We start from the raw sequence: 26,576 nt of genomic DNA, 5'->3' as shown, positions 1-26,576 counted from the left end.
TGCGGGTCCAGGCGCGGGAGCCTAGGCCCGGCAAGGGGCGCCGTCCGTTGTGCCCACCCGTTCCGCCCCAGCGGAACGAATGCCCACAACGGAGGGGGCGTGGGGCGCCGCGCAAGCAGGTGCGGGCCGCCGGGGCTAGAGGCGGCTCAGGGAGGCGGCGGCGGAGAGGACGTCGCGGATGGCCTCGCGGTCGCCGTCCTTCCCCGCCGCCGCCTCCTCCGGCGACACGTGCCCCGCCACCAGCTGGCAGAACTCGACCCCGTCCATCGCCACCTGCGCCACCGCGTGCTCGCGCGAGCCGAGGGCCGCCGGGGAGTCCAGGGCGATGTACCAGTGGCCGCCGCCCGCGCCCTCGATCTCGAGGTGGAGGGAACGGCCGGGCGAGCCCGCCGTGACGAGTTCGCGGGGCGGGGCCGCCAGGCCGGTGCGGCGGCGGCCGGCGAGGGCCGCCGGGAGCTGCCGGGCGGCCAGGTCGATCATGCCGTGCAGATGCGCCCCGCCGGGCGGCTCGTAGGGATAGTCCACCGCGTTCGCGATGTCCTCCGCGTGCACCCAGCACTCGAAGGCCCGCTCCAGGAGCGAGTCCCGCAGCGGCAGCGCGAAGTCCCCGTAGGTGACGGTCAGGTCGCCCACGCCGCGCCCGGCGAAGGAGACGGTCCGGATCAGGGTGTGGCTCTGCTCGCGCCAGGGCTCGCGCACCGAGCGGGTCGGCGGCCGGTGCGAGGCGTTCCAGTACGCCTCGGTCCGCTCCGTCGGCGACGCCTCGCCCGCCACCGCCGCCGCGCCCGCGCCCAGCGGGTCGTCGAGCCCCAGCGACGCCGCCACGATCCCGTCCACGGCCAGGAGGTGGCCGATCACGCCGGCCACCGTCGTCTTGCGCTGCACCTCGCGCTCGTCCTCGAACCACCTGAGCCGCACCGGCGCGTGCCATTCCGACTCGCCGATGTCCCGGAGCAGCGCGTCGAGCCGCGCGGTCTCCGCGTCGTACGGCGTCGCCCAGGTGGGGACGGGGATACGGGCCGGGCGCAGGCCGAGACAGTTCTCGAGGACCCGGGAGCGCAGCAGCGGGTCGAGGTCCAGGTCGCGTTCGGCGTGCAGCAGGCCGACCGCGTCGCGCAGGCGCAGCGCCTCCTCGGCGCAGGGCGCGCACTCGGTGAGGTGGTCCTCGACGGCCCGGGTCTCCTCCGCCGAGCACGCGGACAGGGCCCACGCCCCGAGCAGGGACTTGAGCACCCGGTGCGGAAGTTCCAGGACGGGTTCGGGTTCGGGTTCCGGCGGCGCGGGCTCGGGCTCCGGAGCCGCGGGCTCGGGCCGCGGGGCCGGCTCCGCGAACGGCGACGTCAGGTCCGCGTGGTCGTCCGCCGCCCGCCGCGGTCCCGGTATCCGCGGGGCGCGTGCGATCTCCTCGTGATCGTCGTTCGCCCCGCTCACAGCGACCGTCCGTAGCCACCGTGGCCGGGCGGCGAAGTGCCCTCCAGCGGGCGTGTGTTGGCCGTCGACAGGAGCTGGAGGCCGAGCCGCAGCCGCCGCCGGGCCTCGTCCTCGGTCACGCCGAGGTCGGCCGCCGTCTGGCGGTAGTCCCGGCGCTGGAAGTAGGCCAGCTCCAGGGCCTGCCGCAGCGGTGTCGGCATGGACGTCACGATGTAGTCCGCGCGGGCCGCGACGGACGCCCGCCGCACCTTCTGCTCCAGCTCCTCCGCCGAGCCCTCGCCGCGCTCCGCGTACGCCACGGCCTCCGCCTGCCGCAGCCGGTGGACGGCCTGCCGCTGGGTCAGCCGGGCCACCCAGGAGCGCATGTTGCCCTGCTTCGGGTCGTACGCGTCGGGGTTCTCCCAGATGTAGCCGAAGACCTCGCGGGTGATCTGGTCGGCCGCGTCGTCGTCGTCGAGCACGCGGTGGGCGAGGTTGTGCACGAGGGAGGCGAAGCGGTCGTAGAGCTCGCCGAGCGCGGCCGCCTCCCCGCGGGCGAGCCGCTGCTGCATCTTGCGGTCCCAGCGCGGTGGTGTGTCCTTCGCCGCCATCCGAAGCCCTCCCGACAGCCCTCCCGACCCGAGTTCCCTTCCAAAGTAGTGTGCCCGGCCCCGGCGTACTCCTCTTTGTCACAAGTGCGCCCTTGACGCGCCGGGGAATGGTAAGGAAAGCGTCAACCCTGCGGGCAGGGGTTTCGGAGCATGGCGATCGGGCAGCGGGAGGTGACAGGAAGGCTCTCCTCCGCTTGCCCCGCCGCCGGCTCTCTCCGAAAGGCACCGCCCGTGACGATCCAGGTCGACGAGGCCGAGCACATCCCATGGACCGTGTTGAGCGTCAGCGGGGAGCTGGACCTGGTCACCTCCCCGCTGATCCGCAGACGCGTCCACGCCGCCGTCGCGGGCGGTCGTCACGACGTGGTCCTGGACCTGTCGGCGGTCCGCTTCTGCGACTCCAGCGGCGTCGGCGTCCTCGTGGCCGCCCGGCGCCTGATGCGTTCCTGCGGCGGCCGGCTCCGGCTGATCCTGCCGGCCCGGGGCGCCGAGGACGGCGCGCACGTCAACCGGGTCCTCGCCGCGCTCGGCGTGCGCCGGCTGTTCGAGGTCTACCCGGACGTTCCGGCCGCCCTCGACGAGGCGGCCGAACCGCTGTCCGCCTGACGCTCGGGCCCGGGGTCGGGGCCGAGGGATCAGAGCGCGTCGAGGCCGAGCTCGTGGTTCTTGATCGCCTCGCGGACGGCGGTCACGAAGCCCTTCCAGAAGTGCTCGGCGTGCGGGTTCTCGGTGCTCGACACACCGGCGGTGGACCTGCGCTTGGGCGCGCTGGTGAAGTCGCCGAACATCGCCTCGCGCAGCGCCGTGGACAGCTCCAGCTGGGCGCCGGCGCCGGTGCGGGTGCGGTTGACGATGTTGGCCGGGTCGTCGCCGTTGATCGCGTCGCCGGGGGCCGCGTAGACGACGCTCACGTTCCACTCGAGGTACGTCATGGGAGAGGTCATGCCGTACTTCACGAAGGCGGCCTGCAGATTGCGCTTCAGGCGCTCGTCGCGTCCGCCGATGATGATCTTCTTCTGTCCCGTTTCCTCGAAACCGTGCAGGGAGACGGCGTAGAGGTTGTTGGCGCAGACGGCGAGGGCGGCCGGGTCGTCGCAGTGCGTCGAGGTGACGTGCTGGGCGCCGGAGTTGGCCAGGGCCTCGAACATCCAGTAGTCGCGCTGGGTCTCGCCCGGGATCGCGGCGGTCTCCGGGGCGGTGGTGGTGTCGAAGGGTGTGTAGCCGGCGATGGCCATGCACAGCTCGCTCGTGCCGGGCTCGATGCCGCCGCCGTGCGGCGCGATCACGGCGGTGCTGGTGACGGCGCTGGTGGTGCTGCGGGCGTTGTCCGTGAGCTGCAGCGGCGCGCCGATCCGGAACCGGCGCTGCCAGTCGGTGCCCTGCTTGGCGAAGGTGCGGGTGTACAGCTCGGTGTTGGAACCGTAGGTGTCGGCCGCGGCGGCCGGGGTGGCGCCGTTGCCCGCGATGGCGTTGAGGGTGGGAAGGCCGGCGGCGACGGCGGCGACGGAGGCGAGGACGGTACGTCTGCTGGTGTGGGTCATGGTGCGATCCTGCAACAGGGCCTCCCGGCTCCGGCGGCCGGGTATCACTGGACATGACAATTCCGCTTGTGCGGGCGTCTCGTCAGGAGGACCGTCGCCGCCGCGAGCACGGCGAGGGCCGCCCAGGCCGCGGTGAATCCGCCGGTGGCGTCGTGCAGCAGACCGAGGGCGGGCGGGGCCAGGATCACGGCGACCTGGTTGACGGCCATGACCAGGCCGAGCGCGAAGCCGGTACGGCCGGGCGGCGCCGACTCGGCGAGGTGGGCGACCCAGGGGCCGTACCAGCCGATGCCGAAGAAGCCGAGCCAGGTGAACAGGAGCGCGGCGGCCAGGGGCTGTGCGCCCAGGGGTGTGGCCAGCGCGAGGAGGCCGGCCGCGGCCGCGGCCATGCTCACCGCCACCGGGCGGTGGCGTCCGGCCCGGCTGCGGTCGCTCCACGCCGCGAGCCCGATCCGTCCGAGCCCGCCCGCCACCTGGACCGCCACGAGCACGGCCGCCGCCGGGCCGGCGTCGAGGGAGGTCACGTCGTGGAGGTGGAGCGCGCCGAGGACGCCGATGCCGCTGTGCACGGTGACCATGCACGTCCCGGACAGGACGATGCGCCGCATCGCCGGCTCACGAAGCATCCGCAGCCGCGCCCCGCTCCCCGCCGTGGCCCCGCTTCCAGCCCCTGCCCCTGCCCCTGCTCCGGGCCTCGGCGCCGGCGGGACGGGCGGGGCCGCGGCGGCGGTCACGGGCGCCGGCGGGCGCCGGTAGAGCGCCAGGAAGGCGGCCGCGCCCGCGAGCGCGACGAGACCGCCGGCCGCCGGCGCCGAGCGCCAGCCGTACGACGTGGCGAGGGCCGGCAGCACGGCCGCGGCCAGGGCCGCGCCCAGCGGCAGTCCGGCCTGGCGGATGCCCATCGCGAAGCCGCGCTGCCCCGGGTCGAACCAGGCCGCCACCGACTTGCTGCCGCCGGGCTGGGCCGTGCTGTAACCGGCGCCGACGACCAGCAGCACGACGAGCAGGGACGCGTATCCCTGGGCGAGGCTGCCGGCGAGCAGGGCCGCGCCGACGACGCCGGCGCCGATGCCGACGACCCACCGCTCGTCGTAGCGGTCGAGCAGCCCGCCCGCGATCAACAGACCGACCAGCGGCACGAGTTGTGAGGCGGACAGGAGGAGGCCGAGCTGGGCGGTGGTGAGGGAGAGGGCGTGCTCCAGCGGGACGGCCATCGCGCCGATGCCCTGGACGAAGAAGCAGGAGGCGGCCTGGGTGAAGGTGGCGATCCCGAGGACCGTCCAGCGGTACGGATCACGACGCACGGGTCCCGGCGCCGCGACCACCGCGGAAGAGGGGTGACTCATGAACTCCAGGCTGCTGTAATGGGCTTGTGCACCTCAACCCTTACGGCGCCGACGCCGTGCACCTCGCCGCCGGCCTCGCCAACCGGCGCCCCGCCAGCCCCGAGGAGCTCGTGGCCGTCTGCCGGGCGGCCGGACTCCTGGTCGAGGACCGGGCGACAGCGGCGGACCTGACCCGTACGCACGCGCTCCTCGACGCCTGGGAGGGCGTGGTCGACGCGCCCGGCGAGTCCGAGCGCGCCGCCCGCCTCAACCTGATGCTGGCCGCCGGTTCCTCCCATCCGCGCCTCACCGACCACGCGGGCACCGGCTGGCACCTGCACTACCGCGAGGACCACCAGTCGCTCGGCGACCTGCTGTTCGCGCTGATCTCCGTGGGCACGGCGCTGCACCTGGTCGGGCGCGGCATGCACCGCCTCGCCCGGTGCGCCGTCGACGAGTGCGCCGTGATCTTCGCCGACACCACCCGGACCGGCCGCCGCCGCTACTGCTCCCATCCGTGCGCCAACCGGGACGCCGTGCGCCGCCACCGCGCGAACCGCAACGCGGACCGGCCGGACCCCGCGAACCGCCCGGACCGGCCGGACCGACCGGACCGACCGGACCGCCCGGACCGGCCGAACCACTTCGCCGCCGCCTTGCGTTGACGCCGACGGCAATCCCTACGGTCGGCCGCATGACCACGACGCAAGAGACCACAACGCAAGAGACCACGACGCACACGGCCACGACCGCCCCGTCGCTGCTGCACCTCGACGCCAGCATCCGGCCCACCGGCTCCGTCACCCGCGAGCTGTCCGCGCACTTCGCCGCCCACTGGCGCCGCGCACGTCCCGGCGCCGGCTACGTCCACCGCGACCTCGCCGCCGAACCCGTACCGCACCTCACCCACGCCGTCCGCGAGGCCCTGCTCGACGGCGCGGACCACGGCGAGCCGCCGCAGGAGCGGGCCCTCTCCGAGGCGCTGACCGCCGAGGTGCGGGCCGCGAGCACGATCGTCCTCGGCGTGCCCATGTACAACTACGCGATCCCGTCCACGGTCAAGGCCTGGCTGGACCGCCTGGTCACGCCGGCCCACATGGTCGCGCCCGACGGCGGTCCCGGCCCGCTCTCCGGCACCTCCGTCGTGGTGGTCACCGCCCGCGGCGGCTCGTACGCGCCGGGCACGCCGCGCGAGGGCTGGGACCACCAGGAGCCGTATCTGCGGGACGTGCTGCGGTCGATCGGCCTCGCCGACGACCTGGCCTTCGTGCACGCCGAGCTCACCCACGCGAACGTCTTCCCGCAGATGGCGTCCCTCAGGCCGCTGGCCGAGAAGTCCCTGGCGGCCGCCTACGAGAGCCTGGAGCGGCTCGCGGCGTAACACCGCCCCCGTCACCTCGCCGCACCTCAGGAGTAGCGCTCGCGCAGCTTGTACTTGAGCACCTTGCGCAGCGTCTCGTTCCTCGGCAGCGCGTCCACCACCTCCAGCTGCTCCGGCAGCTTGAAGACGGAGAGCCCGGCCTCCCGCAGGAACGCCGTCACGGCCTCCAGGGTGAGCGGTTCGGCTCCGACGGGCTGTTCGACCACCGCGCACACCCGCTCGCCGCGCTCGGCGTCGGGCAGTCCGACGACCGCCGCGTCGGCGACGCCGGGGTGTTCGTGGAGGAGGTCCTCGATCTCCTTGGCCGAGATGTTCTCGCCCTTGCGGATGATGACGTCCTTGAGCCGGCCGGTCAGGACGAGGTGGCCGGTCGCGGTCAGGTGCCCGAGGTCGCCGGTGACGAGGAAGCCGTCCTCGTCGAAGGCCGCGGCCGTCTGCTCCGGGTCGAGATAGCCCTGGCAGACGGCCTCGCCGCGCAGCCGGACCTCGCCGCCCTCCGCGATGCGTATCTCCATGCCCGCGGGCGGGCGGCCCTCGGTCGTGGCGAGGTTCTCGGCGGTGTCTTCCGGGTCGCCCATGGTGATCATGGGTACCTCGGTCATGCCGTAGCCGTGGGTGAGCTGGCAGCCCATCTCGCGGACGACGGCGTGGTAGATCTCCGGCGGTTTGGGCGCGCCGCCGCCGGCGAGCAGCCGGAGGGTGGGGATGAGGGGCGTGTCCGGCCGCTTGCGCTGTTCGGCGAGGAACATCGAGTAGAAGGCGGTGGAGCCGCCGGCCACGGTGACGCCGTGCTTGCGGTAGTCGTCGAGCGCGTCCGGCAGCGCGAACTGTTCGAACATGACGGCGGGGAATCCGTAGAGCAGCAGCATGACCGTGTAGTCGGGTCCCGCGATGTGCGCGTACGGGAAGGCCATCGAGCCGACGTCGTCGGCGGTGAGGTGGAGGGCGTGGGCGAGGCAGGAGCCGCCCGCGATGAGTGAGCGGTCGGTGTGCAGGACGCCCTTCGGGTCGGAGGTGGTGCCGGAGGTCCAGTAGATCCAGCGGACGGAGGTGCCGTCGGCGGGTGGCGGCGGCAGGACGGCCGGGTCGCCGTCGGGCAGGGCGCCCAACTTGTACGCCTCGAAGATCCCGCGGGCGCCGAGCCGCCGGGCCATGGCGGTGTGGTCGAAGCCGCGCCAGACGCCGGGCGTGGCGAAGAACTCGGCGCCGGACTCGCGCAGCGCGAAGCCGACCTCCTTGTCCCGGTAGAAGGGTATGACGGGCGACTGTACGGCGCCGAGGCGGGCGAGTGCGAAGCTGAGCACCGCGGTCTCGATCCGGGTGGGCAGCTGCCAGGCGACGACGGTGCCGGGGCGCACGCCCAGGGCGTGGAGGCCGGCGGCGCAGCGTTCGGCGCGGTCACGGAGCTCGCCGAAGGTGAGCGTGCGGTCGCCCTGGAGGAGGACGGGCCGGTCGGGTGTGAGGGCGGCGCGGCGTGCGACGAGTTCCCAGAGGGTGCGGGACTCGCCCAGCGCGTGGGCGGTTGCGTTCACCACTTCGGTCACGACGACTCCCTGGCCGATCGAGCCTGCCTGACTGTCCGTCAGATCGTGCGGAGAGCGTAGAGGGCCGGTCCTTGTCGGTCCAGAGGCGCGGAGCTAGCCTGAGGATCGAGTCCGTATCTGACGGGTCATCAGAAAATGGAGGGGTCATGACGGAACTGCCCCGCATCATCAGCGTCGACGACCACGTGATCGAGCCCGCGCACCTCTTCGAGACCTGGCTCCCGGCGAAGTACCGCGACCGCGGGCCGAAGCCGCTGACCGCCGGGATCGGCGAGCTCGCCTACGTCGGCGGCAGGTACCAGATCACGATGGACCCCGACGGGCCGCCCACCGACTGGTGGATCTACGAGGACCTGAAGTTCCCGTACAAGCGCAACATCGCCGCCGTCGGCTTCGACCGCGACGACATGACCCTGGAGGGCATCACCCGCGAGGAGATGCGCCGCGGCTGCTGGGACCCCAAGGCCCGCCTCGCCGACATGGACCTCAACCACGTCGAGGCCTCGCTCTGCTTCCCGACCTTCCCCCGCTTCTGCGGCCAGACCTTCGCCGAGGCGAAGGACAAGGAGGTCGCCCTCGCCTGCGTCCGCGCCTACAACGACTGGATGGTCGAGGAGTGGTGCGGCGACAGCGGCGGCCGGCTCATCCCGCTCTGCATCATCCCGCTCTGGGACATCGACCTGGCCGTCGCCGAGATCCGGCGCAACGCCGCCCGCGGCGTCAAGGCCGTCACCTTCTCCGAGATCCCGACCCACCTCGGCCTGCCGTCGATCCACTCCGGCTACTGGGACCCGTTCTTCGCCGTCTGCCAGGAGACCGGCACGGTCGTCAACATGCACATCGGATCCAGTTCCCAGATGCCGGCCGCCTCCCCGGACGCCCCGCCCGCCGTCCAGGCGTCGCTGTCCTTCAACAACGCGATGGCGTCGATGATGGACTTCCTCTTCAGCGGCGTGCTCGTGAAGTTCCCGCGCCTCAAGCTCGCCTACAGCGAGGGCCAGATGGGCTGGATCCCGTACGCCCTCGAACGCGCCGACGACGTCTGGGAGGAACACCGCGCCTGGGGCGGCGTCCGCGACCTGATCCCCGAGCCGCCGTCCACCTACTACTACCGGCAGATCTTCTGCTGCTTCTTCCGCGACAAGCACGGGATCGCGTCCCTGGACGTCGTCGGCCGGGACAACGCCACCTTCGAGACCGACTATCCGCACGTCGACTCCACCTTCCCGCACACCAAGGAGGTCGCCCTCGACCACGTCAAGGGCCTCGACGACGAGACCGTCTACAAGCTGATGCGCGGCAACGCCATCCGCATGCTCGACCTCGGAATCGTCTGATGGAGCTGGCCTGCACCGACGAGGAGGAGGAGTTCCGGGCGCGGCTGCGGGAGTGGCTCGGCGCCGTGCTGCCCGGGCTCCCGCCGAAGCCCGACCCGCTCGACTGGCCCGCCCGGCGCGCGTACGACTGCGGCTGGCAACGGCGGCTCTACGACGCCGGCTACGGGCACGTCCACTGGGACGCCTCGCCGACCCAGCGGCTGATCTTCCTGGAGGAGACCGAACGCGCCGGCGCGCCCTACGTCGGCGCCAACTTCGTCGGCCTGCTGCACGCCGGGCCGACCATCGCCGCCGAGGGCACGCCCGAGCAGCGGGAGCGCTGGCTGGAGCCGGTCCTGCGCGGCGACGAGGTCTGGTGCCAGGGCTTCAGCGAACCCGACGCCGGGTCCGACCTGGCCTCGCTGCGGACCAGGGCGGTCCGGGACGGCGACGCGTACGTCGTCACCGGCCAGAAGATCTGGACCTCGCACGCCGAGGTCGCCGACTGGTGCGAACTGCTCGTACGCACCGACCCCGACGCGCCGAAACACCGCGGCATCAGCTGGCTGGCGCTGCCCATGGACGCGCCCGGCATCACCGTACGGCCGCTGCGGACGCTCGCCGGGTCCGCCGAGTTCGCCGAGGTGTTCCTGGACGAGGTGCGGGTGCCCGTCACCCACCGCATCGGCGAGGAGAACGACGGCTGGCGCGTCACCATGGTCACGCTCTCCTTCGAACGCGGCACCGCCTTCGTCGGCGAGGTCGTCGCCTGCCGCCGCGTCCTCGGCGAACTCGCCCGTGAGGCCAGGAAGAACGGCCGCTGGGACGATCCCGCCCTGCGCCGCCGCCTCGGCCGGCTCGGCGCCGAGTTCCAGGCCCTGTGGCGGCTCACCCAGTGGAACGTCAGCGAGGCCCAGGCCGGCGGCGGAGTGCCGGGCGTCGGCGGCTCGGTGTTCAAACTGCGCTACTCGCACGCCCGCCAGGAGCTGTACGACACGGCCGCCGCCGTCCTCGGGCCCGACGCGCTCGACCTCGGCCGGGAGTGGAACCTCGACCGGCTGTCCTCGCTGTCGTACACGATCGCCGCCGGCACCTCGCAGATCCAGCAGAACATCGTCGCCGAGCGCATCCTCGGCCTGCCGAAGGGCCGGTGAACCGGCGCATGGACTTCCGACTCACCGACGACCAGCAGGCGCTCAGGCGCGGCGTACGCGCGCTCCTGGACCGCCGCTTCGACCGGACCGCGCTGCGGGCCGCCGTCGACGCGGGAGGCGTCCTCGACCGCGAGCTGTGGCGGGAACTGGGCGCGGCCGGCTTCTTCGCGCTGCGGCTCCCGGAGGAGGCGGGCGGCGTGGGCCTCGGCCTGCCGGAGGCGGTGCTCCTCTTCGAGGAGGCCGGACGGGCGCTGCTGCCGGGGCCCTTGGTGGCCACGCACCTGGCGGCGGGCGAGGTGCCGGGCGCGGCCGAGGGCGAGGTGGTGGTCACCGCCGTGGACGAGGGCGGGCTCGTGGAGTGGCTGGACGAGGCGGACGTGGTCCTCGGGTCCGTCGAGGGCGCCGTGGCGGTGCGGTCGGTCGACCCGCTCACGCCGTTGCACCGGCTGCCCGGCACCGGGCCCGCCGACGCCGCACTTCGGCCCGTGGCCGGTCTGCTGACCGCCGCGGAACAGGTCGGGTCCGCCGCACGGACCACCGAGCTCGCCGTCGCCCACGCCCGCACGCGGGCCCAGTTCGGGCAGCCGATCGGCGGCTTCCAGGCCGTCAAGCACCTGTGCGCGCAGATGCTCGTACGAACGGAAGTCGCCCGCGTCGCCGTCTACGCCGCCGCCGTCACCGCCGACCCGGTCGAGATCGCCGGTGCGCGGCTGCTCGCCGACGAGGCCGCCGTGGGCTGCGCCCGCGACTGCCTCCAGGTGCACGGCGGCATGGGCTTCACCTGGGAGGCCGACGTGCACCTGCATCTGAAGCGGGCCTGGGTGCGGGCCGAGCGGGGAGGGTCGGGTGCCGCGGCGGAGGAAGCCGTGGCCGCCGCGCTGTAGCGGCGGAGTCACGCAGCGTCGATATCGGGTTGTGTCCTTCGGCGGGGCCGTCACGGGCCGGAGTCGGCCTCCGCCTCCGGTACGCTCCGTGGGATGCGAGTGCTTGTGAGCCCGGATCGCGCCGGTGCTGCCCCTGCGGCGGCTCCGGGACCGGGAATGCCCGCCGCTCGCGCCCCGGGGAGGCGCCCCGCGCGCCCTTGTTCGACTCCCCGCAGCGTGCGTCGCACAGTATGGACCATGCGTACTCCTTCGCGCTGGAATATGCCCGAAGCGCTTGTTGCGGTGACTGTACGTCAACCATGCTGTCCCACAAGGGAATCACGTTCCGTTAGGTCGTCGTCGACGCCGGTTCGGATGGTGTGAACGGTGCAGGTGCTTCAGGTTCAGTTGGAGGTCGGGCCGGACCCGGCGGAGGTGGGCCGCGCCCGGCGGTGGGCGCGTTCGCGGCTGGCCGGCTCGGGCATACAGGACGACGAGCCGCTGGCGGAGACGCTGGTGCTGCTCATCTCCGAGCTGGTGACCAACGCCGTGGTGCACACCGGCTGTCCGGCCGTGCTGCGGATGCTGTTCGGCGGAGGCGGTGTGCGGGTCGAGGTCGCGGACACCAGCGACCGCCCGCCGCAGCCCCGGCACGCGGACGGCGAGGACACCAACGGCCGCGGGCTCGAGCTGGTGGACGGCCTGGCGGACCGGTGGGGCTGGCAGCGCGAGGGCGCGGGCAAGAGCATCTGGTGCGAGGTGGACCGGGCTCCGGACGCGGGCCCGCTCGCCCAGGCGCCGGTGACCCAGGGCCAGCTCGCCCAGCTCCCGGTCCCGCAGGCTCCGGTGGCCCAGGGCCAGGTGGCCCAGCTCCCGGTCCCGCAGGCTCAGGTGTCACCCTCCCGGGTGCGCTGTTGACGGTTCGTGGTGAATTGATCACCCTTGGGTGAGCGATTCGTTCTGCGAGGGGAGTCGAGGGGCGCGGCCCCTCGACGAGCGCGGGTCGTGACGGGTGGCGGCGGGTCGTGCCGTGCTCGGGGCGCGCGCGAGTGCGCCGCCACCCGCGATTTCCTTCCGGTCAGAGCACGGCGACGGGAGCCACCGGTGTGCCCGTGCCGCCCACGAAGGGCTCGGGCATCGCGGAGAGCAGGAAGGCGTAGCGGCGCGCTTCCGCACAGGCTGTGGACAACTCCTCCAGATTCCAGTTCTGGCCCTGGAGCATGCCCATCTCGACCAGGTCGAGCGCGTGCACGGGCAGCCACAGGTTCTCGATCTCCGGCGGGAAGATCTCGAAGGTGAGCGTGTCGTTGGCGACCGCCGCCACGTCCCGAGCGTGGAACCACTCGGGCGTCCGCACCGACAGGCCGGGTGACGGGAAGGCGTAGGCGTGCTTGTCGCCGGCCAGGTACGCCTGGATCTGCCCGGTTCGTACGAGCACGATGTCCCCGGCCCGTACGGTGACGCCGCCGAACTCGGCGGCCTCGTCGAGGTCCTCCGGCGTGACGGCGTGGTCGCCGGGCAGCCGGTCGACGCCCTTGGCGGCCGCCACGTCGAGCAGCACGCCGCGCGAGACGACGTGCCGGGCGGTGTGGATGCCGCTGAACTCGGAGCGGCCGTGCGCGGTGACCGTCGTGGCCGGCCGGCCGTTGTAGATCCGGCCCGAGTGGGACACATGCGTGAGCGCGTCCCAGTGGGTGCCGGCCTGGAGGCCGAAGGTCACCGCGTCGTCGCTGGTGGCGACCGTGCCGGGGCCGAAGAGCTCCTGATTGATCTGCACCATGACGTGCAGCGGGTTGACCCGGCCGGGGATCATTCCGGTCTGCACGCCGTCCTGCTCGAGGTCCACGGCGAGCGGCACGCGCCGGCCGGTGCGGACGGTCGCGGCGGCCGCCCGTACCACCTCGTCGGTGATCAGGTTGAGCGTGCCGGTCTCGTCGTCGCGGCCCCAACGCCCCCAGTTGTTCACGCGCTTGGCGATCTCGTGGAATTCCGGCGGCAGTGCGCTGGGAAGTGACATCGGGCGCCTCCGAGGTCTTGTTCTCGGGTATCTGACGGGTCGTAGAATCCTGCCGACGGATGAATCTAACGGACCGTCAGAAATCGCGGGAAGGGGCCGGGCGTGGGGAACTTCTTGGCAGGGAAGGTCGTCGCCGTGACGGGCGCGGGCCGGGGGATCGGCCGCGCGGTCGCCCTCGCCTGCGCGGCGGAGGGCGCGAAGGTCGTCGTCAACGACTACGGCGTCTCCATCGAGGGCGGCGAGCCGACGAGCGAGATCGCCGAGGCCGTCGTCAAGGAGATCGAGGCGTCCGGCGGCGCGGCGGTCGCCGTCGCCGACGACATCTCGACGATGGCCGGCGGACAGCGCGTGGTGGACGTGGCGCTCGCCGAGTACGGGCGGATCGACGGCGTCGTGTGCGTGGCCGGCATCCTGCGCGAGCGGATGCTCTTCAACATGTCCGAGGAGGAGTGGGACCCCGTCGTCGCCACCCACCTCAAGGGCACCTTCACCGTCTTCAGGGCCGCCTCCGCCGTCATGCGGCGCCAGGGCTCCGGCACCCTCGTCGGCTTCACCAGCGGCAACCACCAGGGCTCGGTCGCCCAGGCCAACTACTCCGCCGCCAAGGGCGGCATCATCTCGCTCGTCCGCAGCGCCGCCCTCGGCCTGCACAAGTACGGCGTCACGGCCAACGCCGTCGCGCCGGTCGCCCGCACCCGGATGTCCGCCAACGTGCCCATGGAGCTCAAGGAGATCGGCGAGCCCGAGGACGTGGCCGCGCTCGTCGTCTACCTCCTCTCCGACCGGGCCAGGGCCGAGAAGATCACCGGCCAGGTCTACACGATCGCCGGCCCCAAGATCGCCGTCTGGGCCCAGCCGCGCGAGCTGCGCGCCGGTTACGCGGAGGGCGGCGCCTGGACACCGGACCGCATCGCCGACTTCCTGCCCGGCACGGTCGGCGTCGATCCCATGCCGATGCTCCAGCGCCTGGAGGAGATGGCCCGGGCCGCGGCCGCCGGGGACCGCCCCAACACCCGCAAGGAGAACGGCTCATGAGAGGCGTCGTCTTCGACGGCAAGCAGGTGCGGGTCGTCGACGACCTGGAGGTGCGGGAGCCCGGACCCGGCGAGGTGCTCGTCCGGATCGCCGCGGCCGGGCTGTGCCACAGCGACCTCTCCGTCGTCGACGGCACGATCCCCTTCCCTCCGCCCGTCGTCCTCGGCCACGAGGGCGCCGGCGTCGTCGAGGCCGTCGGACCCGGCGTCACCCACGTCACGCCCGGCGACCACGTCGCCCTGTCCACGCTCGCCAACTGCGGCGCCTGCGCCGACTGCGACCGCGGCCGGCCCACCATGTGCCGCAAGGCCATCGGCATGCCCGGGCAGCCCTTCTCCCGGGCCGGGACACCGCTCTACCAGTTCGCGTCCAACTCCTCCTTCGCCGAGCGGACCGTCGTCAAGGCCGTCCAGGCCGTGAAGATCCCCGACGGCATCCCGCTCACCTCCGCCGCCCTCATGGGCTGCGGCGTCCTCACCGGCGTCGGAGCCGTACTCAACCGCGCCAAGGTCGCCCACGGCGAGACCGTCGTCGTCATCGGCACCGGCGGCATCGGCCTCAACGTCCTCCAGGGCGCCCGGATCGCCGGGGCGGCCACGATCGTCGCCGTCGACACCAACCCGGCGAAGGAGGGCCCCGCCCGGCAGTTCGGCGCCACGCACTTCCTGACCTCGACCGACGCCGTACGCGAGATCCTGCCCACCGGCGCCGACCACGTCTTCGAGTGCGTCGGCCACACCGGGCTCGTCCGCGCCGCCGTCGACCTGCTCGACCGGCACGGACAGGCCGTCCTGCTCGGCATGACCGCGCCCAAGGCCGAGGCGAGTTTCCTGCCCGCCGCGATGTTCCTGGACAAGGCGATCCTCGGCTGCCGCTACGGTTCCTCCCGTCCCCAGAAGGACATCGCCCTCTACGCCGAGCTCTACCGCACCGGCCGGCTCCTGCTCGACGAACTCGTCACCACCATCTATCCGGTCGAGGACTTCGCGCGGGCGGTGGAGGACATGGAGGAGGGCAAGGTGGCGCGGGGCGTGCTCACCTTCTGAGGACGCGGCGGCAGCGGGCCCGTTCCTGGCACGGGCTCAGGCCGCGGGCCCGCTCCGTGCGCGGGGCTCGGCGCCGCGTGCCCGCCTCCCGCCGCGCCCGCCGGCTCACTTGCCGCGGGCGCGGTAGGCGGCCACCGTCCGTTCCAGGGCCTCCTCGGCCGGCGTGGCGACGGCGCCGAGCCGCTCCGTGACGAGCGAGGAGTCCACGACGAACGGCTCGGCGAACTCGTAGCGCATCTCTATCAGTTCGCGCACCGTCCGGTTCATCGCGCCCAGCGCGTAGAGGGCGGCCGTCGGCATCCGGCGCAGGCGGGCGGCGCCGGGCCGGCCGGTGGCGCGGTGGGCCAGCTCGACCAGCTCCCGGGTGGTGCGGGTGTGCGGGTCGTTGGGCAGGTGCCAGACCCGGCCGGCGGCGTCGGGATGGCGGCCGAGGAGGGCCAGCGCATCGCCGATGTCGGGGACGAAGGTGTACGTGTGGGGCTGGTCCGGATCGCCGAGGACGGTGGCGGTGCGGCCGGCGAGGAGCGCCGGCACGACCAGGTCGCCGAGGTTGGACTGGGCGCCGCCGCGCGGCCCGAAGTAGTCGGAGGCGCGCCCGATCGCCACCTCCACGCGCCCGGCCCGGTGCGCGGCGAGCAGCTCCCGCGCCATCCGGCCGCGGAGTCTGCCCTTGCGGGTGGTGGCGGCGTCGGGGCTCTCCTCGGTGAACGGGCGGCCGCCGGCCGGGCCGTAGGTGTAGACGTTGTCCATCGAGACCAGCCGGGCACCGGCCGCCTCGGCCGCGGCGAGCACACCGGCCTGGAGCGCGGGGAACTCCTGCGGCCAGCGGTGGTACGGCGGGTTGAGCGCCTGGTAGACGACGGCCGCGCCGGCCGCGACGGCGGTGGTGAACGCGGGATCGGCCGCGTCGCCGCGGACCAGCTCGACGCCGTCCGGGAGTTCGGCCCGGCCGGACCGGTTGACGACGCGCACCGACTCTCCCTGGCGCACCAGCGCCTCGGCGACGGCCGTTCCCACGGCGCCGGAGCCGAAGATCACGTGACGGGCGGTGGCGGAGTGCTTCATGCGGGTCGACCTCGCGTCGGGTGCAGGGGAGGGGGCGGTGTCCGGGCGGTGCCGGCGTGAAGGAGCTTATGAAGCAGGACGCGGTCGCGGACCGAAAGGGTGAGAGCCGCCCCGGAGTCGGGGGCCTGCGGGGCGGTGGCCGGCCCGTGGGGAGGCATGCGGCTCGACCACGTCGGCGGCCGGCGGAAGGCGGGAGGCGGGCCGCGGTTGCCGGGCGGGGTCGTCTCGGACACGCCTGCGGCCGGTGGTCGACGCCGGCGGGCGGCTCGGCCACGTCGGCGGTCGGCGGAAGGCGGGAGGCGGGCCGCGGTTGCCGGGCGGGGTCGTCTCGGCCACGCCTGCGGCCGGTGGTCGACGCCGGCGGGCGGCTCGGCCACGTCGGCGGCCCGCGGCCCGCGGTTGGCGGGCCGCGGTTGGCGGGCGGCGCGGCCGCGTCGGCGGTCGGCGGCGGACTACGAACGGCGGGAGGCGTGCGGCTCGGCCACGGCCCGCGCCCGCGGTCGGCTCCGCCGCGCCCGCGCCTGCGGTCGGCGCCGCCGGTCGGATCCTCCGCCGCCCGCCGCCCGCCGCCCGCTGCCCGCGGCCAGCGGCCGGGCGGCCGACCCGCGTGAAACCCCGCCGCCCGCTGCCCGCCGCCCGCTGCCCGCTGCCCGCTGCCCGCTGCCGGCGGCCCGGGCGGCCGACCCGCGCGAAACCCCGCTGCCCGCTGCCGGCGGCCCGGGCGGCCGTCCCGTGCGAAACCCCGGTGCGCTCCGGGGACGTACGCCGTTACGGTCGGGAGGCATGTCGTATCGCGAGCTCGCCACCCGCCCCGTCCTCGCCTGGTCGGCCGTCTCCGTGGCCGCCCGGCTGCCCGTCGCGATGGCGCCGCTCGCGCTCGTCTTCCTCGTCCGCGAGCAGCCCGGCGGCTACACGCTCGGCGCGGTGCTCGCCGCCGTGTACGTCGTCGGTGAGATCGTCGCCGCGCCCGTCCTCGGCATCCGCATGAACGCCGAACGCGCCCGGCCGCAGCTGGCCTTCGGGCTCGCCGTCGGCGCCGCCGGCTTCGCGGGCCTCGGCCTCGCCGGCGGGCAGGCGCACCCGGTCCTGCTCGGCGTGCTCGCCTTCCTCGCGGGCGCCGGCCCGGCCGCCGCGCCCGGCGGTCTGCGCGCGCTGCTCACCAGCCTGGTCCCGGAGCGGGCCGTGACCCAGGCGATGAGCATGGAGTCGGTGCTGACCTTCGGGATCTGGGCCGCGGCCCCGGCCCTCGCGACCGGCCTCGCCCTCGGCGTCGGTCCCGCCCTGCCGCCGCTGCTCCAGGCCGCGCTGATGGCCCTGTCCGTGGCGGGCCTGTGGCTGCTGCCGCGCGGCTGGCGGACCGGGGACGGCGAGCAGGAGAAGGGCGCGCCGACGGGACGCGTGCTCCTGCGCGCCTGGCCGGTGTACGTGACCGGCGCCGCCGGTCTCACCCTGCTCGCCCTCGCCGAACTGATCCTGCCGGCCCTCCTCGAACAGCGCGCGATCCCGCTCGGCTGGGCCGGGCCGCTCCTCGCCGGGTTCTCGATCGGCTCGGCGGCCGGCGCGTTCCTCTACGGGCTGCGCGGCTCCTGGCCCGGCCGGCTGCCGGTCCAGTCCGCCGTCCTGGTCGTCGGAGTCTCGGCGGGCGTCGCCGTGATCGCCGTCCTGCCCTGGACGGCCGCGATCGCCGTCGCCCTCGTCGCCGCCGGACTGCTCCAGGCCCCGGCCATGCTGACCCGGAACCTCGCGCTGCGCCAGGTCCTGCCGCCCGGCGCGATCGCCGCCGGCTACTCCGTGATGTACGCGGCCGTCGGCGCCGGCTACGCCGCCGGCGGCACGCTCGCGGGCGCGCTGCTCAGGGCCTTCGCGCCGTCGACGGCGATCCTGTGCGGAGTCGTCCTGACGCTGACGCTCACGGCCGTCGGCGTCTGGGGCGAGCACCGGATCCCCGCTGCCACCGCCCCGACCCCGCCGCCCGCCGGCCCGGCCCGCCCGCTCCCCGCGGAGGCGGACTCCGACCGCTGACCGCGCCGGGCCGAAGCGAGGGAGGAGGCTCGGCGAGGTCGGCTCGGTCAGGCGGCGGGGCTGGGCGAGGCGGTCGGCGAGGCGGAGGAGCGGAAGGTGCGCCGGTAGGCCGTCGGCGTCACGCCGATCGCGCTCTGGAGGTGCACCCGCAGGGACTGGGCGGTGCCGAAGCCGGCGTCGTGGGCGATCTGGTCGACCGGCAGGTCGGTGGACTCCAGCAGGTGCCGGGCCCGCTCCACCCGCTGCTGGGTCAGCCACTGGCCCGGGCTGATGCCGACCTCGTCGCGGAAGCGGCGCGTGAAGGTCCGTACGCTCATCGACTCGCGCACCGCGAGGTCCCGCAGCTGGATCGGCTCGTGCAGGTGGGCGAGCGCCCAGGCGCGGGCGGAGGCCGTGGTGGCGGCCGCCGGGTCGGGCATGGGCCGCGCGATGTACTGCGCCTGCCCGCCGTCCCGGTGCGGCGGTACGACGGTGCGCCGGGCCACCTCGTTGGCGACGGCCGTGCCGTGGTCGCGGCGCACCAGGTGCAGGCACAGGTCGAGCCCGGCGGCCACGCCGGCGGAGGTGAGCACGTCACCGTCGTCCACGAAGAGCACGTCCGCGTCCACCCGCACCTTCGGGAAGAGCCGCTGGAAGTGGTCGGCGGAGGCCCAGTGGGTGGTGGCCGGGCGCCCGTCGAGGTAGCCGGCGGCGGCGAGCACGTATCCGCCGGTGCAGATGGAGACGAGGCGGGTGCCGGGCCGGATGTGGGCGAGGGCCGCCGCGAGCTCGTCGGTCAGCCGCCCCTCCTCGTAGACGGGCCCCAGCTCGTAGGAGGCGGGCACGACGACGGTGTCGGCCTCGGCCAGCGTCTCGGGGCCCCGCTCGACGTGGATGGCGAAGTCGGCGTCCGTCTGGACCGGTCCGGGCGCGGGCGCGCAGGTGACGATCTCGTACAGCGGGCGGCCGTCGGGATCCTTGGCGCGGCCGAAGATGCGGTGGGGAATGCCGAGTTCGAAGGGGAGGATGCCGGGCAGGGCGAGGACGGCGACGCGATGGGCCCGCACAGTGAGATCCCTCCGTAAAAGAGTGGTGGTCCAGACCACCGGGCTGATACCTGTGTGTGCTCGTGACGGACAACACGTACAAGTCTGAGGCCGCCGAGCGGATTCCCCCGAGACCGGTCCCGGGGGCCGCGCAGGACGGGCCGCCCGCACTGTGGAACCGTAACTTCCGGCTCTTCTTCGTCGCCCGCGCGGTCGCCGTCCTCGGCGAGGGCATGGTCCCGGTCGCCTTCGCCGCCGGACTGATCGGCGCCGGACACTCCGGCGCGTCCGTCGGTTACGCGCTCGGCCTGTGGACCGCCGCCTTCGCGGTCTTCGTGCTCTTCGGCGGCGTCCTCGCCGACCGCTTCACCGCCCGGCGCATGATGATCGTCGCCGATCTGGTGCGGCTGCCCGGCGCGCTGCTCCTCGCCTTCACCTTCGCGCTCGGCAGCCCGCCGCTGTGGGCGGTGTACGTGCTGTCCGCCGTCAGCGGCATCGGCGCCGCCCTCTTCCAGCCGGGCGTCGCCTCCACCATCCCGCGGATCGCGCCGGACGTGCAGCGGGCCAACGCCGTCCTGCGGGTCGTCGAGGCGCTGATGACCATGGCGGGCCCGGCCCTCGCCGGCCTCCTCGTCGCCCTGTGGAACGCCGGCGCCGCCTTCGCCGTCAACGCCGTCACCTTCGCGGTCAGCGCCGTCTGCTTCCTCCTGCTGCGCATCGCGCCGGTCCCGTCCGACGACGTCCGGCGCGGCTCGCTGTTCTCCGAAATGGCTCTGGGATGGCGGGAGTTCGCGTCGAGGAGCTGGCTGTGGGGCGTGATCGCGATCTGGACCGTGTACGGGCTGACGGTCGCCGGACCGATGGTGCCGCTGACCGCGAGCCTGGTGACCGAGGACCACGGCTCGGCGACGTACGGCGTGCTGATGGCGGCGGGCGGCGCCGGCAGCGCGGCCGGCGGCCTGCTCGCGCTGCGCCTGCGCCCGGTCCGCCCGCTGGCCGCCGGCGCGGTGGCGCTGCTCGGCCTGCCGGTGAACCTGCTGCTGCTCGGCACGGGAGCGCCGGTGCCGCTGCTGTACGCGGGCCAGTTCCTGGGCGGCGCGGCCTTCGCCTTCTGGCTGGTGATGTGGTCGACGTCGGTGCAGACGCATGTGCCGCAGGACGCGCTGAACCGTATGCACGCCTACGACGTGGCCGGATCCCTGCTGATGATGGGCGTCGGCCGCGCGCTGTCGGGACCGGTGGCGGATGCGGCGGGCACGGAGCGGGTGCTGCTCGTGGGCGCGGCCATCGCGCTGCTTGTGGTGGCGGCGCTGCTGGCGGTGCGGCCGATCAGGACGCTGCGTCGGGTGTAGGCCGGCGGCGGGTGTAGGCCGGCGGCGGGTGTAGGCCGGCGCCGGCCCCGGGCGCCGGCGCCGGTCCGTGGTCCGGTCCTTGCCCCGGTCCGCGTGCCCCGGTCCGTGCCCCCGGTCATCGGCCCGGCCCTTGGCCCGATCCCTGGCCCGACCCCTGCCCTTGGCCGGATTCGTTGGAAAGCTGTCATCCGGGCCAATGGTGGGCCGGGGCCCGTGACCGGATGCTGTGTGACGTGACCCAGACAACCGAGACTCCCGCCTCCTCCGTCCCCGCCCCGCCCCCGACCCGTACCTCCCGCATCCACCGTGCGTGGTTCGTCGCGGCCGTCGCCTTTGTCACGATCATCGGGGCGGCGGCCTTCCGCTCGCTGCCGGGCCTGCTGATCGACCCGCTGCACGGCGAGTTCCACTGGTCGCGCGGCACGATCGGCCTCGCCGTCTCGGTGAACCTCGCGCTCTACGGCCTGACGGCGCCGTTCGCCGCCGCCCTGATGGACCGGTTCGGCATCCGCAGGGTCGTCGCGGTGGCCCTGACGGTCATCGCGGCCGGCTCGGGCCTGACCGTCTTCATGACGTCGAGCTGGCAGCTGATCCTCTACTGGGGCCTCCTGGTGGGCCTCGGCAGCGGCTCCATGGCGCTCGCCTTCGCGGCGACCGTCACCAACCGGTGGTTCACCGAGCGCCGCGGCCTGGTCACCGGCATCCTCACCGCGGCGAGCGCCTCCGGGCAGCTGATCTTCCTGCCGCTGCTGTCCTGGCTGGTCGAGCACCACGGCTGGCGCCCGGCCTCCGTGACCGTCTCGCTCGCCGCGCTCGCGGTCGTCCCGTTCGTGTGGCTGCTGCTGCGCGACCACCCGGCGGACGTCGGCCTCGCGCCGTACGGCGGCGCGTGGGCGGAGAAGCCGGCGCCCGTCACCGGCGCCGCGCGCCGCGCGGTGACCGTCCTGTTCAAGGCGGCCCGCACCGGCCCGTTCTGGCTGCTCGCCGGCACCTTCGCGATCTGCGGCGCCTCGACGAACGGCCTGGTGCAGACCCACTTCGTGCCCGCCGCCCACGACCACGGCATGCCGGTCACGGCGGCGGCCGGACTGCTCGCCGTCATCGGCGTCTTCGACGTCGTCGGCACGATCGCCTCCGGCTGGTTCACCGACCGCTTCGAGGCGCGCCGCCTCCTCGCCGTCTACTACGCGCTCCGCGGCGTCTCGCTGCTCTTCCTGCCGATGCTGCTCGCCCCGGCGGTCCACCCGCCGATGCTGTTCTTCATCGTCTTCTACGGCCTCGACTGGGTCGCCACCGTCCCGCCCACCATCGCCCTGTGCCGCGAGCACTACGGCGACGACAGCGCCATCGTCTTCGGCTGGGTCCTCGCCTCCCACCAGGTCGGCGCCGCCGTCATCGCCTTCGCCGGCGGCCTCGCCCGCGACCTCTTCGGCTCCTACGACCCGGTCTGGTACGCCTCCGGCGCCCTGTGCGCGGCGGCGGCCCTGATGGCCCTGGCGATCCGCCGGCCCCGGGCGACGACGGCGTCCCTGGCGGGAGCATGATGACCTGGTGACGACCGGTGGGAGGGTGGGGACATGGCGGCTTCGGAGGAGCGCTCGTTCGGCCGGATGATCGTGGTGTCGATGCTGGTGCTGTTCCTGGAGGCGGCGCTCGCCCTGGTGCTTGCGACGGTGTTCGGTGACACCAGGGCGCCGGAGCCGGGCGAGGAGCGGGTCAACGCCTACGGCGTCGTGCTCCTGCCGTTCGCCGTGCTCCTCGCGCCGCTTCCCGTCGCGGCGGTGTCCGCGGCCCTTGTCGTTCCGTCCGTCCTGCTCGGTGAGCACCTGGCGGCCCGGCTCGGAGGTCCCCTGGCCGGCTGGCAGCTGCTGCTCCCGGCCGTCGCCGGGGCGTTGTCGTGGCCGCTCGCCGGGTGGCGTGGGTGGCTCGTGGCGGCCGCCTGCCTGGCCGTGGCGGCGCTGATCGCCCGCCACGCGCGGCGCGGCTTCTTCGTCTCGGTGCTCGTGCGGGGCACGGTCGTGGTGCTGGCCGTCTTCGCGCTCGGCGGCGTCGGCGTGTACGCGGGCGTCATCGACTGAGGCCCGCCGCGCCGAGTGCGCTATGCGCTGAACCGCCCGAAGCGGCCCCGGTGGAACAGCAGCGGTTCGGCGTCGTCGGAGGCGCCCAGGGACTCGACCCGGCCCACCACGATCAGGTGGTCGCCGCCCGTGTGGACGGTGGCGATCGTGCAGTCGACCCAGGCGGGCGCGGACGGCAGGCGCGGGGAGCCGGTGGACGGGGACGGGGTCCAGTCGACGCCGGCGAACTTGTCGGCGCCGCTCACCGCGAAGGCCCGGCACAGGCCGTCCTGCCGCGCGCCCAGGATGTTGACGCAGAAGCGCCCGGCCCGGGCGATCCGGGGCCAGGTCGTCGACGTGCGGGCGACCATGAAGACGACCAGCGGCGGGTCCAGCGAGAGCGAGGCGAAGGACTGGCAGGCGAAGCCCGCCGGGCCGTCCTCGTCGAGCGCCGTGACGATCGTGACGCCACTCGCGAAGTGCCCGAGCACGCGCCGGAACTCGGCCGGATCGACCGCCATCCGCTCGTCGTCCCGTACCGCCCGGAGCTCGGGCCGGGGAAGCGGCTCGACGGCCGTGGCCGCGCCGGCCGACCTGAGGTATCGGACGGCGGTGGCCGCCATCCCAGCATGTCCCATCACACCACCCATTGAAGCTGACGCATCGTCAGATGAGAAGCCCCGCGGCGCCCCGGACCTCGCCGGAAACCGGGCCCGCGCGGTCGCGTCAGCGGCCCTCGTACGACGGCGTGCGGCGCTCCACGAACGCCGCCACGCCCTCGCGCGCGTCCCGTGTCGTCATGCACAGCTCCTGCGCCGTCGCCTCCGCCGCGAAGGCGGTCGCGCGGTCGGTGTCCAGGGAGGCGTTGACCAGCTGCTTGGTGAGCGCGAGCGCCCGCGTGGGGCCCTGGGCGAGGCGCTCGGCCCACTCGCGGGCCGTCTTCTCCAGCTCCTCGGCCGGGACGACCCGGTTGACCAGGCCCATGGCCCGCGCCTCGGCGGCCGGCAGCGCGTCGCCGAAGAACATCAGCTCCTTCGCCCGCTGCGGGCCGACCAGCCGCGGCAGCAGATACGCCCCGCCCCCGTCCGGCACGATCCCGCGCCGCACGAAGACCTCCACGAACGTCGCCGACTCCGCCGCGAGCACCAGATCGCACGCGAACGCCAGATGCGCCCCGATCCCGGCGGCCGTCCCGTTGACCGCCGCGATCACCGGCTTCTCGCAGTCCAGTACGGCCCCGACGAAGCGCTGTGCGCCCCGCCGGATCATCCGGGCCACGTCGCCGGTGACGCGGTCCCCGGCGGACGCGGGCCCGCCGCGCAGGTCGGCGCCCGCGCAGAAGCCGCGCCCGGTGGCCGTGACGACCACCGCCCGCACGTCCGGGTCGGCCGAGGCGTCGCCCAGGAGCGCGATGATCCGCTCCCGCTGGTCCCAGGTGACGGCGTTCATCGCCTCGGGCCGGTTGAGCGTGATCCACGAGACGCCGTTCTCGACGGCGTGCAGGACGTCTTCCACGTGCGCGAGCCTCCTCAGCGGCAGACCGCGAGCGCGTCCAGGGCCACCGCGCCCTGGCCCCGCGGCAGCACCATCAGCGGGTTGATGTCCAACTCGGCCAGGTCGCCGTCGAGTTCCAGCGCCATGCGCTGCACCCGCAGCACCACCTCCACCAGCGCGTCCACGTCCGCCGCCGGCGCGCCCCGCACTCCGTCGAGCAGCGCCCGCCCGCGCAGCTCGCCGAGCATGTCCCGGGCCTCCCGCTCGCCGAACGGCGGCACGCGCACGGCCGCGTCGTTCAGCACCTCCACCAGGACGCCGCCGAGACCGACCGTGACCGTCGGCCCGAAGAGCGGGTCGCGGGTCACGCCCACCACCATCTCCACGCCCCGCCCGACCATCTGGCACACCAGGACGCCGTCCAGGTCGATGCCCTCGTAGCGGGCGATGTCGGTCAGCTCCCGGTAGGCGTCACGGATCTGGCTCGCCGACGTCAGCCCGACCTTGACCAGGCCCAGCTCGGTCTTGTGGGCGAGCCGCGCGCCCGAGGCCTTCATGACGACCGGGTAGCCGACGAGCCCGGCCGCCCGCACCGCCGCCGCGGCGCTGGTCACCAGTTGCTCGCGCGGCACCCGTATCCCGTACGCCCGCAGCAGCTGCTTCGCCGCGTGCTCGCTCAGCCGGTGGCCGGGCCGCAGCAGGGCCTGCGCCTTGCGGAAGGACGGCGACGGCGTGCGCGGGGCCTCGTCGAAGGGCGAGCGGTAGCCGGTGGTGAAGCGGTGGTGGTCGAGGTAGGCCTTGACCGCGCCGATGCAGTTGCCGAAGGTGCGGAAGGTCGCGACCCGCGAGGAGCCGAGCAGGGTGGTGCGGTAGGCCTCCTCGGTGCCGACCGGCGAGCCCCACACCACGCAGATCAGCTTGTCGGTGCGCTCGGCGGCGTCGACCAGGTCCTGCGCGAGCTTGTCGCTCATCGGCGGGAAGGGCCCGGTGATGGGACAGATGAGCACGCCCACGGACGGGTCGGCGAGGATCGCGTCGATGATCTTCGGGCCGCGCCAGTCGCCGACCGGGTGCCCGCCGTTGTCGACGGGATTGGCCACGCTCAGGTAGTCGGGGATCCACTGGTGCAGCTCGTCCTGCTTGGCCTGCGACAGCGTGGGCAGCGTGAGGCCGGCCGCCGTCGCCAGGTCGGAGAAGTGGGCGCCGGTGCCGCCGGAGATGGAGTAGACGACGACGCCGTCGGCGACCGGCTTGCGGGCCCGGGCGAGCAGCGCCGCGGTGTCCTGGAGCTGGTCGAGTCCGTCGACCCGGATCACGCCGAACTGCCGCATGGCGGCGTCGACGACCTGGTCGGCCCCGGTCAGCTTGCCGGTGTGCGAGGCGGCCATCCGGGCGCCGGCCTCCGTGCGGCCGACCTTCACCGCGACGACGGGCACCTGCCGGCGCGCGGCCTGGTCGGCGGCGAGCAGGAAGGAACGGCCGTCCTTGAGCCCTTCCACGTAACAGGCGATCGCCCCGACCTCGGGCCGGTGCGCGAAGTACGAGATGAAGTCGGCGGTCTCCAGGTCGGCCTCGTTGCCGGTGGGCGCCCAGTGCGAGAGCCGGACGCCCAGCTCCTGCAGGGTGAAGACGGGCCGGCCCTGGTGGCCGGACTGGGTGATCAGCGCGACGGCCGGGCCTTCGAGGTCGTCGCGGAAGCGCTCGAAGGCGTTGAGGTTGGTGTTGGGGCCGAGCAGGCGCAGTCCCGACCCGGAGCGTCCCACGGCGGCGGCGAGCCGCTCCTGCGCCCGTGCGCCCTCCTCGCCGGTCTCGGCGAAGCCGGACGCGAAGGCGACGGCGAACCTCACCTTGATCTCGGCGAGTTGCTCGATCACCGGCAGCGGGTCGGCGACCAGCAGGACGGCCAGGTCGACGGGTTCGGCGAGGTCGTCGAGACCGGCGAGGTCGGAGACGGAGGGCACGCACGGGATGCCGAAGACGGCGCTACGGGTCGGGTGCACCGGCACCACCCGCGCGCCGACCCGCCCGGCCCAGTCGAGCAGCTGCCTGGTGATCCCGGTGTTGGGCCGGCCCTCGGTGTCGGACGCGCCGACGACGGCGACCACCTCGGGCCGGAAGAAGCGGTCGAGATCGGGCACGGCCGCGTGCAGCGGGCGCCCGCTGACGTCCGTGTCGCCCTCGACGGCGGTGACGCCGTGCACGACGGCCTGGGCGGGCTGTTCGCCGCAGGCGACGACGCGAGCGCGGAGGTCTGTGGTGAAGGTGCCGTGAGTCGATCCAAGCATCGTGTCGCTCCGCCCGTCCGTCCGGTCGTCCGG

The 26,576-nt window shown here is 74.2% G+C and carries 24 protein-coding genes; 13 read left to right on the top strand and 11 right to left on the bottom strand.

What is annotated here, in order from left to right; translation table 11 throughout:
• Positions 1 to 135: 135 nt before the first annotated feature.
• On the bottom strand, positions 136 to 1,431 hold the full coding sequence (locus tag ACIGO8_RS05695; protein ID WP_399724182.1) for a zf-HC2 domain-containing protein: 1,296 nt from the start codon (positions 1,429 to 1,431) through the stop codon (positions 136 to 138).
• Positions 1,428 to 2,021 carry a sigma-70 family RNA polymerase sigma factor gene (locus ACIGO8_RS05690; protein WP_399724179.1) on the bottom strand — a complete coding sequence of 198 codons (594 nt, stop codon included), beginning with the start codon at positions 2,019 to 2,021 and terminating at the stop codon, positions 1,428 to 1,430. Before ACIGO8_RS05690 ends, ACIGO8_RS05695 begins: the two co-directional genes overlap by 4 nt.
• 231 nt (positions 2,022 to 2,252) lie before the next feature.
• On the opposite strand from ACIGO8_RS05690, the gene ACIGO8_RS05685 reads away from it, so the two are divergent.
• The gene (locus ACIGO8_RS05685; protein WP_399724176.1) at positions 2,253 to 2,627 is read left to right on the top strand and encodes an STAS domain-containing protein; all 375 of its coding nucleotides are present in this window, start codon (positions 2,253 to 2,255) and stop codon (positions 2,625 to 2,627) included.
• 29 nt (positions 2,628 to 2,656) lie between these two features.
• Here the strand turns inward: ACIGO8_RS05685 and ACIGO8_RS05680 are convergent, their stop codons facing one another.
• Positions 2,657 to 3,562, bottom strand: coding sequence for a poly-gamma-glutamate hydrolase family protein (locus ACIGO8_RS05680; protein WP_399724173.1), 906 nt, complete (start codon positions 3,560 to 3,562; stop codon positions 2,657 to 2,659).
• A 44-nt stretch (positions 3,563 to 3,606) separates the two neighbouring features.
• Positions 3,607 to 4,908 (bottom strand): MFS transporter, encoded by a 1,302-nt coding sequence (locus ACIGO8_RS05675; RefSeq protein WP_399724170.1) that lies wholly within the window; start codon positions 4,906 to 4,908, stop codon positions 3,607 to 3,609.
• 26 nt (positions 4,909 to 4,934) lie between these two features.
• Between ACIGO8_RS05675 and ACIGO8_RS05670 the strand changes: the two genes are divergently transcribed.
• Entirely contained in the window at positions 4,935 to 5,552 is a 618-nt protein-coding gene (locus ACIGO8_RS05670) for a CGNR zinc finger domain-containing protein (RefSeq protein WP_399724167.1), read from the top strand.
• Positions 5,553 to 5,581: 29 nt separating this feature from the next.
• Positions 5,582 to 6,268, top strand: a complete 687-nt coding sequence (locus ACIGO8_RS05665; protein ID WP_399724164.1) for an FMN-dependent NADH-azoreductase — start codon at positions 5,582 to 5,584, stop codon at positions 6,266 to 6,268.
• Between the two features lie 26 nt (positions 6,269 to 6,294).
• Here the strand turns inward: ACIGO8_RS05665 and ACIGO8_RS05660 are convergent, their stop codons facing one another.
• Complete coding sequence (locus tag ACIGO8_RS05660) at positions 6,295 to 7,800, bottom strand: class I adenylate-forming enzyme family protein (protein ID WP_399724348.1); 1,506 nt, start codon at positions 7,798 to 7,800, stop codon at positions 6,295 to 6,297.
• Positions 7,801 to 7,958: 158 nt separating this feature from the next.
• Between ACIGO8_RS05660 and ACIGO8_RS05655 the strand changes: the two genes are divergently transcribed.
• From ACIGO8_RS05655 to ACIGO8_RS05640, 4 genes are all read left to right on the top strand, one after another.
• Entirely contained in the window at positions 7,959 to 9,149 is a 1,191-nt protein-coding gene (locus tag ACIGO8_RS05655) for an amidohydrolase family protein (protein ID WP_399724161.1), read from the top strand.
• Positions 9,149 to 10,282, top strand: coding sequence for an acyl-CoA dehydrogenase family protein (locus tag ACIGO8_RS05650; RefSeq protein ID WP_399724159.1), 1,134 nt, complete (start codon positions 9,149 to 9,151; stop codon positions 10,280 to 10,282). Before ACIGO8_RS05655 ends, ACIGO8_RS05650 begins: the two co-directional genes overlap by 1 nt.
• 8 nt (positions 10,283 to 10,290) lie before the next feature.
• Positions 10,291 to 11,166, top strand: a complete 876-nt coding sequence (locus ACIGO8_RS05645; protein WP_399724156.1) for an acyl-CoA dehydrogenase family protein — start codon at positions 10,291 to 10,293, stop codon at positions 11,164 to 11,166.
• Positions 11,167 to 11,532: 366 nt separating this feature from the next.
• A complete protein-coding gene (locus tag ACIGO8_RS05640) occupies positions 11,533 to 12,063 on the top strand; it encodes an ATP-binding protein (RefSeq protein WP_399724153.1) in 531 nt (176 codons plus the stop codon).
• A gap of 160 nt (positions 12,064 to 12,223) precedes the next feature.
• Here ACIGO8_RS05640 and ACIGO8_RS05635 read toward each other — a convergent pair whose 3' ends face one another.
• Positions 12,224 to 13,162, bottom strand: a complete 939-nt coding sequence (locus ACIGO8_RS05635) for a cyclase family protein (RefSeq protein ID WP_399724150.1) — start codon at positions 13,160 to 13,162, stop codon at positions 12,224 to 12,226.
• 102 nt (positions 13,163 to 13,264) lie between these two features.
• Between ACIGO8_RS05635 and ACIGO8_RS05630 the strand changes: the two genes are divergently transcribed.
• The gene (locus ACIGO8_RS05630; RefSeq protein WP_399724147.1) at positions 13,265 to 14,197 is read left to right on the top strand and encodes an SDR family oxidoreductase; all 933 of its coding nucleotides are present in this window, start codon (positions 13,265 to 13,267) and stop codon (positions 14,195 to 14,197) included.
• Complete coding sequence (locus ACIGO8_RS05625; protein ID WP_399724144.1) at positions 14,194 to 15,243, top strand: Zn-dependent alcohol dehydrogenase; 1,050 nt, start codon at positions 14,194 to 14,196, stop codon at positions 15,241 to 15,243. The genes ACIGO8_RS05630 and ACIGO8_RS05625 overlap by 4 nt, the downstream gene beginning before the upstream one ends.
• A gap of 105 nt (positions 15,244 to 15,348) precedes the next feature.
• Here the strand turns inward: ACIGO8_RS05625 and ACIGO8_RS05620 are convergent, their stop codons facing one another.
• Positions 15,349 to 16,308: an NAD-dependent epimerase/dehydratase family protein gene (locus tag ACIGO8_RS05620; RefSeq protein ID WP_399724141.1), complete on the bottom strand. Its 960-nt coding sequence runs from the start codon at positions 16,306 to 16,308 to the stop codon at positions 15,349 to 15,351.
• Between the two features lie 783 nt (positions 16,309 to 17,091).
• Between ACIGO8_RS05620 and ACIGO8_RS05615 the strand changes: the two genes are divergently transcribed.
• Entirely contained in the window at positions 17,092 to 18,330 is a 1,239-nt protein-coding gene (locus ACIGO8_RS05615) for an MFS transporter (RefSeq protein ID WP_399724138.1), read from the top strand.
• Positions 18,331 to 18,377: 47 nt separating this feature from the next.
• Here ACIGO8_RS05615 and ACIGO8_RS05610 read toward each other — a convergent pair whose 3' ends face one another.
• Entirely contained in the window at positions 18,378 to 19,376 is a 999-nt protein-coding gene (locus ACIGO8_RS05610; protein ID WP_399724135.1) for a GlxA family transcriptional regulator, read from the bottom strand.
• A gap of 56 nt (positions 19,377 to 19,432) precedes the next feature.
• Between ACIGO8_RS05610 and ACIGO8_RS05605 the strand changes: the two genes are divergently transcribed.
• The 3 genes from ACIGO8_RS05605 (at position 19,433) to ACIGO8_RS05595 (ending at position 22,785) form a co-directional block, all read left to right on the top strand.
• Complete coding sequence (locus ACIGO8_RS05605; protein WP_399724132.1) at positions 19,433 to 20,707, top strand: MFS transporter; 1,275 nt, start codon at positions 19,433 to 19,435, stop codon at positions 20,705 to 20,707.
• Positions 20,708 to 20,928: 221 nt separating this feature from the next.
• The gene (locus tag ACIGO8_RS05600; protein ID WP_399724129.1) at positions 20,929 to 22,251 is read left to right on the top strand and encodes an MFS transporter; all 1,323 of its coding nucleotides are present in this window, start codon (positions 20,929 to 20,931) and stop codon (positions 22,249 to 22,251) included.
• Between the two features lie 33 nt (positions 22,252 to 22,284).
• Positions 22,285 to 22,785 (top strand): hypothetical protein, encoded by a 501-nt coding sequence (locus ACIGO8_RS05595; protein WP_399724126.1) that lies wholly within the window; start codon positions 22,285 to 22,287, stop codon positions 22,783 to 22,785.
• Between the two features lie 20 nt (positions 22,786 to 22,805).
• Here the strand turns inward: ACIGO8_RS05595 and ACIGO8_RS05590 are convergent, their stop codons facing one another.
• The 3 genes from ACIGO8_RS05590 to ACIGO8_RS05580 all read right to left on the bottom strand — a co-directional run bounded on the left by ACIGO8_RS05590 (position 22,806) and on the right by ACIGO8_RS05580 (position 26,543).
• Positions 22,806 to 23,387 carry a flavin reductase family protein gene (locus tag ACIGO8_RS05590; RefSeq protein ID WP_399724345.1) on the bottom strand — a complete coding sequence of 194 codons (582 nt, stop codon included), beginning with the start codon at positions 23,385 to 23,387 and terminating at the stop codon, positions 22,806 to 22,808.
• A gap of 103 nt (positions 23,388 to 23,490) precedes the next feature.
• Positions 23,491 to 24,213, bottom strand: a complete 723-nt coding sequence (locus ACIGO8_RS05585; protein ID WP_399724343.1) for an enoyl-CoA hydratase/isomerase family protein — start codon at positions 24,211 to 24,213, stop codon at positions 23,491 to 23,493.
• An 80-nt stretch (positions 24,214 to 24,293) separates the two neighbouring features.
• Positions 24,294 to 26,543 carry an acetate--CoA ligase family protein gene (locus ACIGO8_RS05580; RefSeq protein WP_399724123.1) on the bottom strand — a complete coding sequence of 750 codons (2,250 nt, stop codon included), beginning with the start codon at positions 26,541 to 26,543 and terminating at the stop codon, positions 24,294 to 24,296.
• Positions 26,544 to 26,576 lie beyond the last annotated feature (33 nt).

Source organism: Streptomyces sp. NPDC053493 (genome assembly GCF_044544825.1).
GTDB lineage: Bacteria > Actinomycetota > Actinomycetes > Streptomycetales > Streptomycetaceae > Streptomyces.
Note: the sequence above shows the minus strand (reverse complement) of the source record. Positions and strands in the feature narration are given on the sequence as shown.